The sequence below is a fragment of the Marinobacter sp. genome (genome assembly GCF_041984545.1).
Taxonomy (GTDB): domain Bacteria; phylum Pseudomonadota; class Gammaproteobacteria; order Pseudomonadales; family Oleiphilaceae; genus Marinobacter.
In genome coordinates, this window is the sequence record NZ_JBHIXV010000021.1 from 1 (window position 1) to 17045 (window position 17045).

Genomic DNA, 17045 nt, shown 5'->3' on the forward strand with positions numbered 1-17045 from the left:
CTTTTTAAAGAGCGTTGAGCCTCTGCTCAATCAAGGCCGCGTATTCTACATCGTTGCGCCGCCTTGTCAACCGTTTATTTGAAGAATTTGATTGCTCGGTTTCTTCAATATTTTCAAGCGGTTGCCTCGCTGGTGAAGAGCCTGTTTTCTGGCCTCATCACCCGAAGGAGATGCGCATTCTACAGACCTCCACGAAGGAGTCAACGGGGCAATTCAACTTTTTTCTTCCGGCCCCGTTCCTGCCCTCTAGATGTCCACTTTCACCGCGTCTGCAACTTTTCGCGCCATCGATCTCGCTTCATCCAGGGACGCCCCCTTTGCGAGCGCCACCCCCATCCTGCGACGACCTTTCAGCTCAGGCTTACCAAAAAGGCGCAACTGGGTGTCGGGTTGCGCAAGCGCGACCTCAAGGCCCGAGTATGCGACTTCTGCCGAATCGCCTTCAGGCAGGATCACGGCAGAAGCAGACGGACCGTTCTGTCGGATGGTCGGAATCGGGAGCCCGAGGATGGCCCGTGCGTGCAACGCAAACTCCGACAGATCCTGGGAAACCAGCGTGACCAGCCCGGTGTCGTGAGGCCTTGGCGACACCTCTGAAAACCATACGTTGTCTTCCTTGACGAACAGCTCGACACCGTAGATTCCATAGCCCCCAAGATTCTCGACGACCGCTCTTGCGATCTCAGCAGAGCGTTGGTACGCCAGTGGTGCCATCGGCTGGGGCTGCCAGGATTCCCGGTAATCGCCGTCTTCCTGCCTGTGTCCTATTGGCTCACAGAAAGACACACCGTCACGATGCTTCACGGTAAGGAGAGTAATCTCGTAGTCGAAATCAACAAAGCCTTCCACGATAACCCGACCCTTGCCTGCTCGGCCGCCAGATTGCGCGTATTCCCAGGCCGGTTCGATATCCGCCTCGGTCCGAACCGTTGACTGGCCCTTTCCAGATGAGCTCATCACCGGCTTGACCACCAGAGGCAGCCCCACCTCCTCTACGGCGGCGAGGTATTCTTCCCGGCTTCCAGCAAAACGGTATGGAGATGTAGGCAACCCGAGCTCTTCCGCGGCCAGCCGTCGTATGCCTTCCCGATTCATGGTGAGATTCACCGCCCGGGCCGTTGGCACCACGCGAAACCCCTCTTCTTCCAGCTTGACCAGCTCCGGCGTTGCAATGGCTTCGATCTCCGGAACAACCAGATCCGGATTCTCCTGCTCAATGATTCGGCGCAAGCTTGCTCCGTCGAGCATGTCGATGACATGACTCCTGTGCGCAACCTGCATGGCCGGAGCATCCGCATAGCGGTCAACAGCAATGACCTCAACGCCGTACCGCTGAAGCTCAATCACCACTTCCTTGCCAAGCTCTCCGGAACCGCAAAAAAGCACCTTGAACGCATTCCCCTTCAAAGGGGTTCCAATTCGAACCGTTTCTGTCATGGTTTACCAGCGCCTTTCGAATCAACTCTGAATCAGGGACTTCTGTTCGCGCTCGGCAACCTTTTTGAGCACGTCCAGCCTTTCGTCATTATTCAACTGGCTCCATCGAGTGATTTCATCACCACTTCGATGGCATCCAATGCAGATATCGTTTTCATCCAGACAACAGATGCTCACACAGGGTGAGCGAACTTTATCGGCAACGCTCATGTACGGGGCTCACAGGGTTTCAGTTCGTTCCGATATCGCTGGGCATTCTGCACGTAATGCTGAGCGCTCATTTCCAGCATTTTCTTCTGATTATCATTGAGCTCGCGCTTGATTTTCGCCGGAGAGCCAACCACTAGTGAACCGTCCGGCACTTCCATGCCTTCCGGGATAAGCGCATTGGCGCCGATCAGACAGTGCTTGCCAATTTTCGCGCCGTTGAGAACCACCGCGTTGATACCGATCAGCGAGTAATCGCCGATCTCGCAGCCGTGCAGCATGACCTTGTGCCCGACCGTGACGCCACGCCCCAGAGTGAGCGGCATGCCCGGGTCGGTGTGGAGAACGGATCCGTCCTGGATGTTGGATTCCGGGCCCACCAGAATGAGCTCATTGTCACCCCGGATAACCGCATTGAACCAGACACTGGCTTTGTCCATCAGGCGCACCCGCCCGATCACCGAGGCATTTTCGGCAACAAAATGCCCATCGCCCTCAAGCTCCGGCGTTTGATCGTTCAACTGGTAAAACACATCAATCTCCTCCAGGAGGTTCGAGCAAATCTATCCCGGCATCGTACACAGCGTTCATGAAATCGACCAGAACCACCGCCGAAAGCCCCCAGATTTCATATCGCTCCCATCGGTAACAGGGCACATAGAATGTGTGGTTGAGAAAATTCAGGGCATCGGTCCGTTCCCGACGGTCTTCCAGGAAGAATGACAGCGGTACCTTGAAGACGCTGTCAATTTCGTGTGGATTGGGTTCCAGCGGATGATCGCCAGGGATCACGCCAACGTACGGCGTCACCAGTATTCCGTAGCGGGACATCACCTGACTCAGGGGTGCGATGATCTGGACCTGGTCTGGCGGCAGACCAATTTCTTCGTGGGTTTCCCGGAGCGCGGTTGCCGCCAGGGATGGATCTTCGGGGTCGCGCTTGCCTCCCGGGTAGGCCACCTGACCACGATGGGTGCTCAAATTTTCCGATCTCAGCGTAAACACCATCTCCGGGTTACCCGGATTGTCAGTCACCGGCACCAGAATGCCGGCTTCAGGGTAATCGAGAGCCAACTGACGGGGTGCATAGCCAGCGAGCCTCTCGGCAAGTAAATCACGCAAATCGTATCTCCAGGGTACAGCTGTATCTTGGATGAGACAGAGGCAGCCGGGATCGTTAAACTGACTACCAAACCAATTTCAGTATACGGGGAAAAACATGAAGTACTGCAGCACATGCGGCCAACCGGTTGAGCAACGCATCCCTGAAGGCGATAACCGGCACCGCTATGTTTGTACAAGCTGCAATACCATACATTACCAGAACCCGAGGATTGTCGCCGGAACCGTACCCGTCTGGGAAGGCCGGATTCTGCTATGCCGACGAGCCATTGAGCCCCGCTATGGCTACTGGACTTTGCCGGCCGGATTCATGGAAAACGCGGAAACCACGATCGAAGCTGCCGAGCGGGAAACCCGGGAAGAAGCCCTGGCCGAAGTTAATATCGAGGGCCTGTATTCGATCATTGATGTCCCCCACATCAATCAGGTGCACATGTTCTATCGCGCCACCCTGAAGGATGGCCAGTTTGGCGCCGGCGAGGAATCCCTTGAGTCCAGACTGTTCGACGTGGATGACATTCCCTGGAACGAGATTTCCTTCCCGACGGTCAAACGCACGCTGGAGCTGTTCCTGACTGACCTCGCGCAAGAATCCTTCGGCGTACACGTAAGCGATATTCGCCGCCCCATGGGCCGGGACTGACCAGACGGGCCTCTATCCCTGGATGTCTTCCATCCGGTAGATCTCATAGGCAGGCTCTTCGTAAGGGTGCGACCGCTTCAGCGCTGCCAGGGCGTCGTGTATCAGCCGATCCTCACACACCAGCTCTACCTTGTATTCTTCCACACGTTCCAGCTCTCCGGTTTTGCCAAGAAACGGGTCGCTTCCTGCCAGAGGTCGAAACTGGCCTTCCCCAAGGCATTGCCAGGCACAGCTATCGTAATCCCCAATGCGACCTGCACCTGCCTCAAAAAGGGCCTGCTTGGTTTCATCCAGGTGGCTGGAGGGGACGAAATAGCACATCTTATACATCGAAAACCTCCCTCATAGCGGATATTTTTTGTACAGATTAATGGCTTAGCCACTTACCCACAGAAACTGTGGATAACTCTGGGGAAAGTTTTTGGGAACAGCGCCCCGAACCCCGTAATCACTGCACTTCTCTCAAATTGGCGACAAAATCACCTTTCTCGCAATTGTTTTATTTTTCAATACCTTACAAGCATTGAACAAAAGTTGAACCGAAACCCAGAGCTTTGCTCACAGAACAAACAGAAAGGCACCAGGAATGTGCATAAACTTAGTGAGTCAAGGATTTTTTTGCCACTTTCCGAGAAATTTCACCCCGACAGTCGCACAAATAATGGGCACAGAAACAAAAAGGCCGGTTCCGGAATTCACGCCTGAAAGACATGCTCCCGAAACCGGCCCTGTAAAGTCGCCGGAAATCAGCCGAACCAGCGCCTCGCATTTCTGAACATACGCATCCAGGGACCGTCCTCTTGCCAGTCCGAGGGCCGCCAGGAATGCTGCACGGCTCTGAATACCCGTTCTGGATGCGGCATCATGATGGTAACCCGGCCATCGCGAGTGGTAACACCGGTGATACCGCCTTCGGAACCGTTCGGATTATAGGGATAGCGAACGGTAGCCGCACCGCGGTTGTCGACATAGCGCAGGGCCACCAGCTCATTCTCGGCCAGGCTGGATGCGGACGTACCGCTGGCAAACTCTACCCGCCCCTCACCGTGCGCAACCGCAATCGGCATGCGAGACCCGGCCATACCATCCATGAACGCCGACGGTGACGGCAGAACTTCCACCATGACCAGCCGCGCCTCAAACTGCTCTGACTGGTTGCGAACAAAGCGAGGCCAGCCCTCGCTCCCGGGGATCAGTTCGTGAAGGTTCGAAAGCATCTGGCACCCGTTGCATACCCCGAGCGCCAATGTGTCCTGACGGTTGAAGAAGGCGGCAAACTGGTCCCGAACACGGTCGCTGAACAGGATGGATTTTGCCCAGCCCTCGCCGGCACCGAGCACATCGCCGAAAGAGAAGCCGCCACAGGCCACAAGGCTGTTGAAGTGATCGAGAGTGACGCGACCGGACAACAGGTCGCTCATGTGAACATCCACCGAGTCAAAACCGGCACGATCAAAGGCCGCAGCCATCTCGACCTGGCCATTGACCCCCTGCTCCCTGAGAACCGCCACTTTCGGACGGGCGCCCTTGTTGATATAGGGAGCAGCAACGTCTTCATTAATGTCGTAGGACAATTGCGCCTGCAAACCGGGGTCGCTGGTGTCCAGCAGGTTGTCGAATTCTTCCCGGGCGCAGTCGGCATTGTCCCGGAGCGACTGGACCCGGTAGCTGGTTTCGGCCCAGAGACGCTGGAGCTCGACTCTCGACTCATCGACCACCGCCGCGCCTTCAAAACTCAGCCGCAGGCGATCCGATTCGTTCGGACTGCCGATCACACTGATGTGATCACCGAGACCGGCCGCAGAGAACTGCTGCAGAACAAAGCCTGTGTCTTCCCGACGCACCTGGATAACCGCTCCGAGTTCCTCGTTGAACAGCTCCCGCGCGAACTGGCTCTGGTCTTCCGCCAGACCATCCAGCTTGATATCTGCACCGCAACGCCCGGCAAAGCACATCTCTGCAAGGGTCACGAACAGACCGCCGTCCGAGCGGTCATGGTATGCCAGGAGCTTGCCATCGGCATTGAGTCCCTGGATGACGGCAAAAAACGCTTTGATGTCTTCCGGGTCATCAAGATCGGGCGCCACCGCGCCAACCTGGCGGTACACCTGAGCCAGCGCAGAACCACCAAGACGATTCTGGCCCGCCGCCAGGTCCACGAGAATCAGATCCGTTTCCCCGGCATCCGTTGCCAGCTGCGGGGTAAGGGTTCGAGCCACGTCGGTTACCGGTGCAAAGCCGCTGACGATCAGTGACAAAGGCGCCGTCACACTTTTCTGCTCGCCGTTGTCTTCTTCCCAGACGGTCTTCATGGACATGGAGTCCTTACCCACAGGAATGGTGATACCCAGGGCCGGACACAGCTCCATACCGACTGCCCGCACGGTCTCATAGAGGTTTTCATCTTCACCCGGGTGACCGGCAGCAGCCATCCAGTTCGCCGACAAACGAATATCGGAAAGTTTGCCGATGGGCGCCGCCGCCAGGTTGGTGATGACCTCGCCCACCGCCATACGACCAGACGCGGGTGCATCAATGGTCGCAACCGGCGTGCGCTCGCCCATGGCCATGGCTTCACCGGTACGAACATCGAAGGAGCTGGCCGTTACCGCCACATCCGCCACCGGCACCTGCCAGGGCCCGACCATCTGATCGCGTGCCACCAGGCCTGTGATGGTGCGGTCGCCAATGGTAATCAGAAAGCTCTTGGAGCCAACCGATGGCAGGCGCAAAACCCGCCGAATGGCATCGTGGAGATCAATCTTCGTGGAGTCGAAGATCGGCTTGGTGAACGACGCTCGCGTGATGCTCCGGTGCATCCGCGGCGGCTTGCCGAACAGCACCTCCATCGGAAGATCGACCGGCTTGTCATCAAAATAGGAATCGCCGAGCTCCAGGTGATGGGCCTCGGTTGCCTCGCCAATCACTGCATAGGGGCAGCGCTCGCGACGACACAGTGCGTCAAACAGATCAAGGTTTTCAGCCGCAACCGCAAGTACGTAACGTTCCTGTGACTCGTTGCACCAGATTTCCAGAGGCGACATGCCCGGCTCGTCACTGGGAATATCACGGAGCTCGAATTTACCGCCCCGGCCGCCGTCCTTGACAAGCTCCGGCATGGCATTGGACAAACCACCGGCGCCAACGTCGTGAATAAAGGCGATCGGGTTGCTGTCACCCATCTGCCAGCAGCGATCAATCACTTCCTGGCAGCGGCGCTCCATCTCGGGGTTATCGCGCTGCACGGAAGCGAAGTCCAGGTTTTCATGACTGGAACCTGAATCCATGGACGATGCAGCACCGCCGCCCAGCCCGATGAGCATGGAGGGGCCACCCAGCACGATGAGCTTGGCGCCCACCGGGATGTTGCCCTTCTCCACGTGTTCTTCGCGGATATTGCCAAGACCGCCGGCGATCATGATCGGCTTGTGGTAGCCCCGCACTTCCTCACCGGCAGCGCCGGGCACCTTTTCTTCAAAGGTGCGGAAGTAACCCGCCAGGTTTGGCCGGCCAAATTCGTTGTTAAACGCGGCACCGCCTATGGGCCCCTCGATCATGATATCGAGCGCGGAGGCAATCCGCTCTGGCTTGCCGTAGTTGATCTCCCAGGGCTGGGCATCGTCCGGCAGATTCAGGTTGGAAACAGTGAATCCGGTCAGGCCCGCCTTGGGTTTGGACCCACGACCGGTTGCGCCCTCGTCCCGGATCTCGCCCCCGGAACCGGTGGCGGCACCGGATGCCGGTGCGATCGCCGTGGGGTGGTTGTGGGTTTCCACCTTCATCAGGATGTGAATATCTTCCTGATTGTAACCGTAGACGCCGGTGTCCGGATCCGGGAAGAACCGACCGCCACGGCTCCCGCGGATCACCGAAGCGTTGTCCTTGTAAGCCGACAGCACGCCCTCGCTGTTCATCTCAAACGTGTTGCGGATCATCGCGAACAGGGATTTTTCCTGGCCCTCACCATCGATGTCCCAGGAGGCGTTGAAAATCTTGTGCCGACAGTGCTCGGAGTTTGCCTGGGCAAACATCATGAGCTCTACGTCGGTGGGGTCGCGCTCGAGGTCAGTGAAGGATTTGACCAGATAATCGATTTCGTCTTCCGCCAGCGCCAGGCCCAGCCGCGCATTGGCTTCCACCAGGGCGGTACGACCGCCTGCCAGTACCGGTACGCGACCCAGCGGGCGGGGCTCCTCATGGCTGAACAGAAGCTCTGCCCCGCCCATCTCGTGAAACACTTTCTGGGTCATCCGATCGTGTAACAACGCCGCTATCTTTTCGCGCTGTTCCAGACCCAGTTTGCAGCCGGAACGCACATAGAAAGCCGTACCGCGCTCAATACGGTGAATCTGCCGAAGCCCGCAGTTACGGGCGATATCCGTCGCCTTGCTCGACCAGGGCGAGAGGGTGCCCGGCCGCGGGACCACAAGAAACAGTACGCCATCCGGCTCTTCAACCGGTACACTCGGACCATAGGTCAGCAGACGATCGAGAATAGCCTGTTCCGCATCCGAGAGATCAGCCTCCAGATCGACGAAGTGCATGAACTCGGCGTAGATGTGTTCGACTTCAGGCACGATATCCTGAATCCGGGAGTGCAGCTTGCGGGAGCGGAAAGGCGAGAGCGCGGGAGCGCCGCGAAGTTCAAGCATGATATCAACCTGTATCGCGCGTAACGGGGAAATCCGGGTGCATTCTGAAAGGCCGCCATGATACTCGAAAGGCAGGCCGGGATACAGCGCGGAAAGGATTATTCACACGCCGTCGAATTGACATTATTTTGCATATTAATTGAGCAGATTTATTGACCGACCATGCGTCAGGAAGGATCATTGTGAAACGCAAAAGGGAGTTTTGCGTATCCGATAGTCAGGCAAGCGGGTTATCTACCCCGTAGCCGGCGCGCAATTCGCGCCTGCAAAGTGCCCGCAAATAGTGCCCCGTCAGGGCGCACGTAGCGAGACGTTCCAGCCGTACCGGAGATCAGGGATTTGTCCAGAATGCTCACTGCCATCAAACATGCTCCACACAAGGCGCTGGTTTCGCTGTGTGCCGTGCTGGTCGTGGCCGGGTGCTCCCAACCCTCCACGCTGCAGGAGATTCGGGACGAAGGCGTTCTCCACGTCATCACACGGCAGTCTCCCTCCATCTATATAGAAGGCCAGGACGGACCCAGCGGTTACGACTACGAGCTCGCCAAACTGCTCGCCGACGAGCTGGGCGTGGAGCTGCGGGTACGAGTGGCCAGCGACAACACCGAAATCCTCTCGGTCCTCGACAAGAACTTCGCTCACATCGGTATGGCCGGCCTGTCACCACAGCCCGCCCTGGAGGGCCGCTACAAGACCGTTTCCATTGGCATTGCCGCTCAATCCATGCTGGTGTACCACCGTGAGCTTGACCGCCCGGAATCCCTGGCAGAGCTGGCCGGGAAAACCATCCACGTTGCCGCCGACAGCAATCACGAGTTCCGGCTCAGTACGGCGAGGCAGGCCCACGAAGGTCTCCAGTGGCAGGTTCATTCGGGACTCGACGCAGCGGGAGTCCTGGCGCGGGTCGAAAGTGGCGAATTCCCCTATGCCATGGTCTCGTCCAACGAGCTCGATCTGAACCACGTGTTCTTCCCGATGGTGAAAGAAGCGTTTGCGGTGGGTGACACCACCGACCTGGCGTGGTTCTTCCCGGCGACCCAAGACAACTCCCTGAGCAATGCCGTCAAAGCGTTCTTCGAACAAAAAAGCAACGATGGCACCCTTGCACAGATATCCGAACGCTTCTACGGCCACCTGGATCGACTGAACTACGTTGGCGCACGCACCTTCATGCACCACGTCGAAAACCGGCTGCCGAAATACGAGGACCTGTTCCGGGACTATGCGGAAGCATTCAACATGGACTGGCGGTTGCTCGCGGCCATTGGCTACCAGGAATCCCACTGGCGCCCCAATGCGGTTTCACCCACGGGTGTACGGGGCCTGATGATGCTGACCCGAAACACCGCCAGCCACATTGGCATCAACAACCGGCTGGATGCAGAGGAGAGCATTCAGGGCGGCGCCAAGTACTTTCGAATCGTGCACGAAAAAATTCCGGAGCGGATTCCAGAACCGGACCGCACCTGGTTCGCACTGGCCTCCTACAACGTTGGTTTCGGCCACCTGGAGGACGCCAGGAGGCTAACAGAGGGCGCGGGCCGGGACCCGGACCGCTGGATGGACGTGAAGGAATTTCTGCCCCTGCTGGCGCAGAAAGAGTGGTACAGCAAAACCCGCTTTGGCTATGCACGAGGCCACGAACCGGTCATCTACGTTCAGAACATCCGGCGTTACTACGACGTACTCTCCAGGCTGAACGCGCCCCTGGAGCCGGAACCCGATCAAACAGAGCGTTTTGTGCGGATTGAGGGCCCAGAAAAAGCCAAACCGGACACCGGCGCTGCCGAGGGCGAACTTCGCGCCGCCCTGCCCCGTGAACTCGGCATGATTCCGCCAACGCTGTAGCCCGGGCCAACCCGTCAGTCCTCCCTAGCCTCCAGAGCCCTCTCTACCTGGGTGGCTGAGTAGCCGCGACGGCTCAGAAATCTCGCCTGTCGTACTTTTTCGTCCCAGTCGTCGGCGAGATTGGCCAGACCGAAACGCTTCTCGCGAAGGCTGATGGCCTGTTGGCACCAATCCTCGTCGGTCATGGCCTCAAGGCATTCCGGGCTTTGATGCACACCCCGCTGCTGGAGTTCACCGAGAATCCGGAGCGGACCATACCCCAGATCCATCCGCTGCCGGGCGTAGACATCCGCAAACCGGTCATCATCAAGCCAGCCCTCCTGCTCGTACTCATCCAGAACCGCCTCAATAATCTCCCCTGGCAGCTTTCGCTGGCGCAATTTCAGGGTCAGTTCCAGCCGGCTATGCTCGCGCCGGGCCAGCAGCCTCAGCGCTGCCGACCGGGCCCGGTATTCCTGATCGTCCTGATTTTCCGGTTTTGCCATACAGACCCTTTCCGCTGATGCTCACAAAACGCTAGACTACCCGCGATTTTCACTGACTGACCAGCCCCTGGCAGATCAGAACTGTCCGGCCCTTCTCCGGGGCCGATGGCCGGTGGCGGCGAAACCATGCCCGACACCGTGAACTGGTTGCAATACCGAAGGATACTCTAATGGCCGCGTTCATCCAGAAACTGTTCAGATCCAGAAAAACACCGGAAACCCCCAGCACTGGAAAACGTGCACCGGCGCCCGTAGCGGACGAGCAGGAACCGTCGCGGTCAGACCAGCGCGAGGAACAGCTTCGGATTCTGGATGGCTCACCCTCACAGGCAGACCTCGCAGAACTCGCCATAAACGGTGCCACGGCAGACATACGCCAGAGTGCGGCTGCCCGACTGTCCGACCCCGATACGCTGCAGGACGTGCAGAAGCGGGCAAAAGGCAAAGACAAAGGCGTTTACCAGACCGTCAAACTGGCCCTGCAGGCGCACCGGGAAAAACAGGCCCGGCTCGGCAACATCCACCAGAGCATCGCCACCCTGATCAGTCATGCCAGCGAGCAGGCCAAAAGCGAAGACACCAAACTCTACAAGGCGCGACTGGATGCCCTGATTAACCAGTGGGCCGAGGTGGAAAAGCACGCCACGCCCGAGCAGACCCAGGCGTTCCTGGAGGCGATCCACCGTTGCCGGGAGCGGTTGGCTGCCATGCAATCGGCAGCGGAGGACGAACAGCGCCAGCGCGACCAGGCAACGCAGCGAGCAGAAACCCTGAGCCTGCTGGCTGATACACTCGATGAGCTGAAACGCCATACGCCTGACACCCTGCCCTCCCTGGCATCCCTTGATGCGCTGCAGAAAACCCAGGAGAACCGCTGGCTGGAGGCCACCCGCGACACCTCCGTGGAAAAACAGGAGCAAAAGAGCTACGAGACCTCCATGCTGACGCTTCGCAACTATGTGAACGCCGTAAGACGGGCCACCCAGGCACGGGAGGAAATCAGCCACATTACTGCCACACAGGCAAACGGAGAAAGCGCCTCTGACGAACAGCGCGCCAGAGCCAGCATTCTGTTGAAAGAAATCAACTGGCCGGACGGCTATCCCGAGCCCGAGCCTGTGGCGTCTCTGCGGCAACTGTCCGGCAAACGCGCATCAACGAGCACCACCTCCGACAACCCAGAGCGCCAGAAAGCCCTGGTGGAACGACTGGAACGCACCATTGCGCAGCTGGAAACCGCCCTTGAGGCGAAACAGCTCAAGGAATCCAAACAGCTGTTCAAGGCTGCCCAGCAACAACTTCGTGAGCTGGATGGGCGCCGAAGCAAACCGTTCCAGCCCCGAATGCAGTTGCTTAATGGCCAACTGAGGGAACTGAGCGACTGGCAGGGCTTTGCCACCGAACCCAAGCAAATCGCCCTCTGTGAGCAGATGGAATATCTGGCCGAGCAGCCCATGGACCCGGAGGCAAAAGCCGAACGGATCAAGGAACTGCAAAATGAGTGGCGGGAACTCGGCGGTTCTTCCGACCGCACGCTCTGGTCACGCTTCAAGGCAGCATCGGATCGTGCCTTCGAACCCTGCAAGGCCTACTTCTCCGCAAAATCCGGGCTAAAGCAGGCGAATCTGGAGAAGCGCACCGCCATTTGCGACCAACTGGAAGCCTTCCTCGACAACGCCGACTGGTCGTCCGTGGACTGGAAAGCGGCCGAGCGCATTCACCAGACCGCCAGGCAGGAATGGAAAGAAGCCTGGCCCGTGGAGTTCCGGGATAACCGACAGGTGCAGAAGCGCTTCGATGAGCTTCTCAAACGCCTGGAGGCGCCACTGGATCAGGAGCGTCTGAACAACGAGCAGTTGAAGCAGGACATCGTGCAGCGGGCCGAGGCACTGGTGCAGCACGAACCACTGCAGGACGCCATGAACCAGGCCAAGGCCCTGCAGTCCGAGTGGAAATCCATCGGCATTACCCGGCACCGGGAAGACCGCAAGTTGTGGCAGGCATTCCGCAAGGCCTGCGACCAGATCTTCGCCCGTCGGGATGCCGAGCGCAGTGAACAGCAGGAAGCCGCCCGGGCCGCTGACGAAGCGGCACAAGCCCGTCTGCAAGAGGCAGCCGGGCTGGCTGTGGCCAACGACGAGGCATCTGCAAGCAAAGCCCTGTCAACACTGCGCGTTATCGACACATCGACGGTTTCACGAACTGTTCGGGAGCAGGTCCAGCAGGAGCAGCAGCGAGTCAAGGCACTGCTGTCCACCCTTCGCCTGCAGAATCAGGTGGTGTCCTGGCAGAAGCTGATCACAGCCGCCGCCAACGGCGAGCCGGTAAATGAGCAGATTCCAGACCACTGGCCGTCACTGGCACAGGGGATTGGCGTGGAAAGCCCGGCCGAACTGGTCATCCGGGCAGAAATCCTGTGCGGCGTCCCATCGCCCGAGAGTGACCAGCAACGCCGCATGGAAATCCAGGTTAAACGCCTCGCAGACGGTATGGGTGCCTCGGGCAATGAGGCCGATCCGCTGCAAGAGGTCGAGTCGCTGGTCGCGTCCTGGTGTCTGGGACAATCGGACAGCGCCGACTCGGACCTGGCAGCCCGTCTCAGCTCAGCGGTGGCCAGCCTCAAACCGAGCTGATCGATCAAGGCCAGTCAGTCCCGCTGGTGTTCCCTGACAAATGCCCTGGCCTCTTTCACAGCGGCCAGGGATTTGCGCTTCATCTCCTTCAGTTCATCGTCAGCCAGATAGAACATCATATCGATGGAATGGCGATAATAGCGCGTTGGCAGCCGATTCAAAGCCACGCACATCACGTCCGTCAGGAAGTCCGCCGTGTCAGCCTCCTCCCGGGTCGCGTCTATTGCGTCCACCACCAGGCGTTCGTAAAAATTGTCGATCGCATCGCGCAGAGACATGGCTCTCGCCCCCCCTGAATCCATACCGCTCTTGCTATCACCATAGAAGCCCCGGCGGAGCTTGTCATGGACCCTGAGCAATTTTGTCAATGCGATTGGCAGCCGGCGTCATTACCCCGCGCCGCTGCAACCGGCTATGGTTGCATCACACAGGTTATCCACTTTCAGGACAACGACAATCAGAGGACAGACCATGACCACCGAAGCGTACATCTTCGATGCGGTCCGCACGCCCAGGGGGCGCGGAAAGAAAGACGGCTCCCTGCACAGCGTCAAGCCAATCACCCTGCTCACCACGGTACTTACCGCCCTGCAGGAGCGAAACAGCCTGGATACGGCGCAGGTAGACGACATTGTTATGGGCTGCGTCACCGCCGTGGGTGATCAGGGTGCCGACATTGCCAAAACCGCTGCGCTGGCAGCCGACTGGGACGAACAGGTGGCCGGCGTTACCCTCAACCGGTTCTGTGCGTCTGGCCTTGAAGCGGTCAACCTCGCGGCCATGAAGGTGCGTTCCGGCTGGGAGGATCTCGTGGTTGCCGGTGGCGTAGAAGCCATGTCCCGGGTTCCCATGGGCTCCGATGGCGGCGCCTGGGCAACCGACCCGGAAACCAACCTGCACACCGGCTTTATGCCCCAGGGCATCGGCGCCGACCTGATCGCCACCCTCGAGGGCTTCAGCCGGGAAGATGTCGACGGCTTTGCCGTGAAATCCCAGCAGAAGGCGGCCAATGCCTGGGAAAAGGGCTACTTCGGAAAATCCATCATTCCGATCCGTGACCAGAATGGCGTGGTGATCCTTGATCGTGACGAACACGTGCGCGGTAATACCACCGTGGAATCGCTAGCCGGCCTGAAGCCCTCGTTCCAGATGATGGGAGAAATGGGCTTCGACGGCGTAGCACGCGAGAAGTACCACTATGTAGAGAAAATCAACCACGTGCACCACGCCGGCAATTCGTCCGGCATTGTTGACGGCGCCACCGCCCTGCTGATCGGGAGCGAAGCCAAGGGCAAGGCCCTGGGCCTGACACCCCGCGCCCGGATTGTCGCGACCGCGGTTACCAGTACCGACCCCACCATCATGCTCACCGGCCCTGCCCCGGCCGCCCGCAAGGCTCTGGCTAAAGCCGGCATGACCGTCGACCAGATCGATCTGTTTGAAGTGAACGAGGCCTTCGCCTCGGTGGTGATGCGCTTCCAGCGGGAGCTCTCGGTTCCCGACGACAAAGTGAACGTGAATGGCGGTGCCATCGCCATGGGTCATCCGCTGGGTGCCACGGGCGCGATGATCCTCGGTACCCTGCTGGACGAACTCGAGCGGCGGGAACTGCGCTATGGCCTGGCCACCCTGTGCGTGGGCGGCGGCATGGGCATTGCCACCATTATCGAGCGCATCTGACCCCGATCACGTTTCAAGGAGAACCGAACATGAATGCCATTCGTTACGACCTGGGGTCAGACCAGATTCTGACTCTTACCATCGATATGCCCGGCCAGTCCGCCAACACCATGAACGCTGCCTTCCGGGACGCCCTTTCGGAGACAACGGCCCGGGTAAAAGGCGATCTCGACAAGATCCGGGGCGTCATCATCGCGTCTGCCAAGAAGACCTTTTTTGCCGGTGGCGACCTCAAAGAGCTCCACAAGGTCACTCGTGATGATGCCCAGGCCTTTGAGGACATGGTCAACGGCCTGAAAGCCGACATGCGGTTTCTGGAAACCGCCGGAAAGCCGGTCGTCGCCGCCATCAACGGCACCGCCCTGGGTGGCGGGCTGGAAATTGCGCTGGCCTGTCATCACCGTATTGTTCTGGATGACGACAGCATTCAACTGGGGTTGCCGGAAGTGACCCTGGGCCTGTTACCGGGCGGAGGCGGCACCCAGCGGCTGCCAAGAATGATTGGTCTGGAAGCGGCTTTCCCCTTCCTGATGGAAGGCAAGAAGGTGAATCCAAAGGCGGGCCTGAAAGCCGGCATCGTCGATGAGCTGGCCGACTCGGTAGAAGACATGATGATCCGGGCCCGCACGTTTATCGACGCCAACCCGAAATGTCAGCAACCCTGGGACCAGAAAGGCTTCAAGTTTCCCGGCGGTGCCCCCCACCACCCGGCCATGGCCCAGAAGCTGGCCATTGCCCCGGCCATGCTCAAGCAGAAAACCCGGGGCTGTTACCCGGCGCCCGAGCGGATTCTCTCGGCTGCCGTGGAAGGGGCCCAGGTGGATTTCGACAACGGCAGCCTGATTGAGACCCGGTACTTTGCCGAGCTGGTCATTGGCCAGGTAGCCAAGAACATGACCGGCACCTTCTGGTTCCAGCTCAATGCCATCAAGGCAGGGGGCAGCCGGCCGGACGGCGTTGAAAAAGAGACCTTCCGCAAGGTGGGTGTGCTCGGTGCCGGCATGATGGGGGCGGGTATTGCCTATTCCACGGCGACCCGAGGCATCGACGTGGTTCTCAAAGATGTATCCCTGGAAAATGCCGAGAAAGGCAAGGCCTACTCCGAGAAACTGTTGGCCAAGAAGGTCAGCCGGGGCCGGATGACCGAAGAGCAGAAAGCCGCTGTCCTGGACCGCATCAGGCCCACCGATTCCGCAGATGATCTTGAAGGCTGTGATCTGGTGATTGAAGCCGTGTTCGAGGACAGCGAACTGAAAGCCCGAGTCACCCAGGAAGCGGAGCCCAAACTGGTGACTAACGGAATCTTCGCGTCCAACACGTCCACCATTCCCATCACCCAGCTCGCAGAGGCGTCGGCAAAACCCGAGAATTTCATCGGTCTGCATTTCTTCTCGCCGGTGGACAAGATGCAGCTGGTGGAAATCATCGTGGGCGAGAAGACTTCCGATGACACCCTGGCGCGCTCGTTCGATTACGTGCAGCAGATTGGCAAGATCCCGGTTGTGGTCAACGACAGTCGTGGCTTCTTCACCTCGCGGGTATTCGGCACGTTCGTCAACGAAGGCATCTGTATGCTGGGCGAGGGCATCCACCCTGCCAGCATTGAAAATGCCGGATTGCTGTCGGGCATGCCGGTGGGCCCCCTGGCCATCTCTGATGAAGTCAGCATGACGCTCATGCAGCACATCCGTAACCAGAGCCGGAAAGATACCGAAGCCGCAGGCGGTACCTGGAACCCGCACCCGGCCGAAGCCATCATCGATGCCATGGTGAACGAGCACGGCCGCAAGGGTAAGGCCGCCGGCGCCGGTTTCTATGAATACCCCGCCAACGGCAAGAAATACCTCTGGCCCGAGCTGGAGCAGCTGTTCGTGAACCCGGAAACCGCCAGATCCGTGCCGTTGCAGGAACTGAAAGACCGGATACTGTTTATCCAGGCCATCGAGACGGTGCGCTGTCTCGAAGAGGGCGTTCTCAGAACCGTGGAAGATGCCAATATCGGCAGTATTTTCGGGATTGGCTATGCCCCCTGGACCGGTGGCGCCATCCAGTTCATCAACCAGTACGGTGTCAGGGCCTTTGCCCAGCGCGCGGCAGAACTGGCTGACGCCTACGGCGAGCGGTTTGCGCCGCCCAGGCTGCTTCTGGAAAAGGCCGAAAGCAATACGGCTTTCTCGTGATCTGAGCACCTCCGTGCGCCCCAAAGCTGCTTCCCGCCGCACGTCCCGATCGGGCCCTCTCTACCCCGTGCCATCGTTACCAACCTGCCAACTTCATGGACAGATTGTCACGAACCGATACGCCGCGCCTATGGCAACCGATGTGGCGCTTGCCTACA

Annotated in this window: 13 protein-coding genes; 5 read left to right on the plus strand and 8 right to left on the minus strand. The window is 59.1% G+C overall.

The genetic code is table 11. The annotated features are described in order from the left end of the window. Positions 1-246: 246 nt before the first annotated feature. The 4 genes from purT to ACFC20_RS11175 are packed head-to-tail and all read right to left on the minus strand — an operon-like array spanning position 247 to position 2766. A complete protein-coding gene (purT, locus tag ACFC20_RS11160) occupies positions 247-1437 on the minus strand; it encodes a formate-dependent phosphoribosylglycinamide formyltransferase (RefSeq protein WP_375193083.1) in 1191 nt (396 codons plus the stop codon). A 21-nt stretch (positions 1438-1458) separates the two neighbouring features. Further along, positions 1459-1647, minus strand: coding sequence for a DUF1289 domain-containing protein (locus tag ACFC20_RS11165; protein WP_375193084.1), 189 nt, complete (start codon positions 1645-1647; stop codon positions 1459-1461). Continuing rightward, complete coding sequence (locus ACFC20_RS11170; protein WP_375193085.1) at positions 1644-2177, minus strand: gamma carbonic anhydrase family protein; 534 nt, start codon at positions 2175-2177, stop codon at positions 1644-1646. The genes ACFC20_RS11165 and ACFC20_RS11170 overlap by 4 nt, the downstream gene beginning before the upstream one ends. A 1-nt stretch (position 2178) precedes the next feature. Next, positions 2179-2766 carry an NUDIX hydrolase gene (locus ACFC20_RS11175; protein ID WP_375193086.1) on the minus strand — a complete coding sequence of 196 codons (588 nt, stop codon included), beginning with the start codon at positions 2764-2766 and terminating at the stop codon, positions 2179-2181. Positions 2767-2863: 97 nt separating this feature from the next. On the opposite strand from ACFC20_RS11175, the gene ACFC20_RS11180 reads away from it, so the two are divergent. After that, the gene (locus ACFC20_RS11180; protein ID WP_375193087.1) at positions 2864-3409 is read left to right on the plus strand and encodes an NUDIX hydrolase; all 546 of its coding nucleotides are present in this window, start codon (positions 2864-2866) and stop codon (positions 3407-3409) included. 12 nt (positions 3410-3421) lie between these two features. On the opposite strand, the gene ACFC20_RS11185 is transcribed toward ACFC20_RS11180, so the two are convergent. Both ACFC20_RS11185 and purL read right to left on the minus strand, forming a co-directional pair. Beyond that, a complete protein-coding gene (locus tag ACFC20_RS11185) occupies positions 3422-3739 on the minus strand; it encodes an NGG1p interacting factor NIF3 (protein ID WP_375193088.1) in 318 nt (105 codons plus the stop codon). A gap of 416 nt (positions 3740-4155) precedes the next feature. Further along, a complete protein-coding gene (purL, locus tag ACFC20_RS11190) occupies positions 4156-8061 on the minus strand; it encodes a phosphoribosylformylglycinamidine synthase (RefSeq protein ID WP_375193089.1) in 3906 nt (1301 codons plus the stop codon). A gap of 348 nt (positions 8062-8409) precedes the next feature. On the opposite strand from purL, the gene mltF reads away from it, so the two are divergent. Then, the gene (gene mltF, locus ACFC20_RS11195) at positions 8410-9909 is read left to right on the plus strand and encodes a membrane-bound lytic murein transglycosylase MltF (RefSeq protein ID WP_375193090.1); all 1500 of its coding nucleotides are present in this window, start codon (positions 8410-8412) and stop codon (positions 9907-9909) included. Positions 9910-9923: 14 nt separating this feature from the next. On the opposite strand, the gene ACFC20_RS11200 is transcribed toward mltF, so the two are convergent. After that, a complete protein-coding gene (locus ACFC20_RS11200) occupies positions 9924-10394 on the minus strand; it encodes a regulatory protein RecX (RefSeq protein WP_091992164.1) in 471 nt (156 codons plus the stop codon). A gap of 170 nt (positions 10395-10564) precedes the next feature. Here ACFC20_RS11200 and ACFC20_RS11205 point away from each other — a divergent pair, with 170 nt between their 5' ends. Continuing rightward, positions 10565-13027, plus strand: coding sequence for a DUF349 domain-containing protein (locus ACFC20_RS11205; RefSeq protein WP_375193091.1), 2463 nt, complete (start codon positions 10565-10567; stop codon positions 13025-13027). A gap of 14 nt (positions 13028-13041) precedes the next feature. Here the strand turns inward: ACFC20_RS11205 and ACFC20_RS11210 are convergent, their stop codons facing one another. Next, complete coding sequence (locus ACFC20_RS11210) at positions 13042-13305, minus strand: late competence development ComFB family protein (RefSeq protein WP_091992162.1); 264 nt, start codon at positions 13303-13305, stop codon at positions 13042-13044. A gap of 193 nt (positions 13306-13498) precedes the next feature. Between ACFC20_RS11210 and ACFC20_RS11215 the strand changes: the two genes are divergently transcribed. Beyond that, the gene (locus ACFC20_RS11215; protein ID WP_375193092.1) at positions 13499-14707 is read left to right on the plus strand and encodes an acetyl-CoA C-acetyltransferase; all 1209 of its coding nucleotides are present in this window, start codon (positions 13499-13501) and stop codon (positions 14705-14707) included. A 29-nt stretch (positions 14708-14736) separates the two neighbouring features. Then, positions 14737-16887 (plus strand): 3-hydroxyacyl-CoA dehydrogenase NAD-binding domain-containing protein, encoded by a 2151-nt coding sequence (locus tag ACFC20_RS11220; RefSeq protein WP_375193093.1) that lies wholly within the window; start codon positions 14737-14739, stop codon positions 16885-16887. Positions 16888-17045 lie beyond the last annotated feature (158 nt).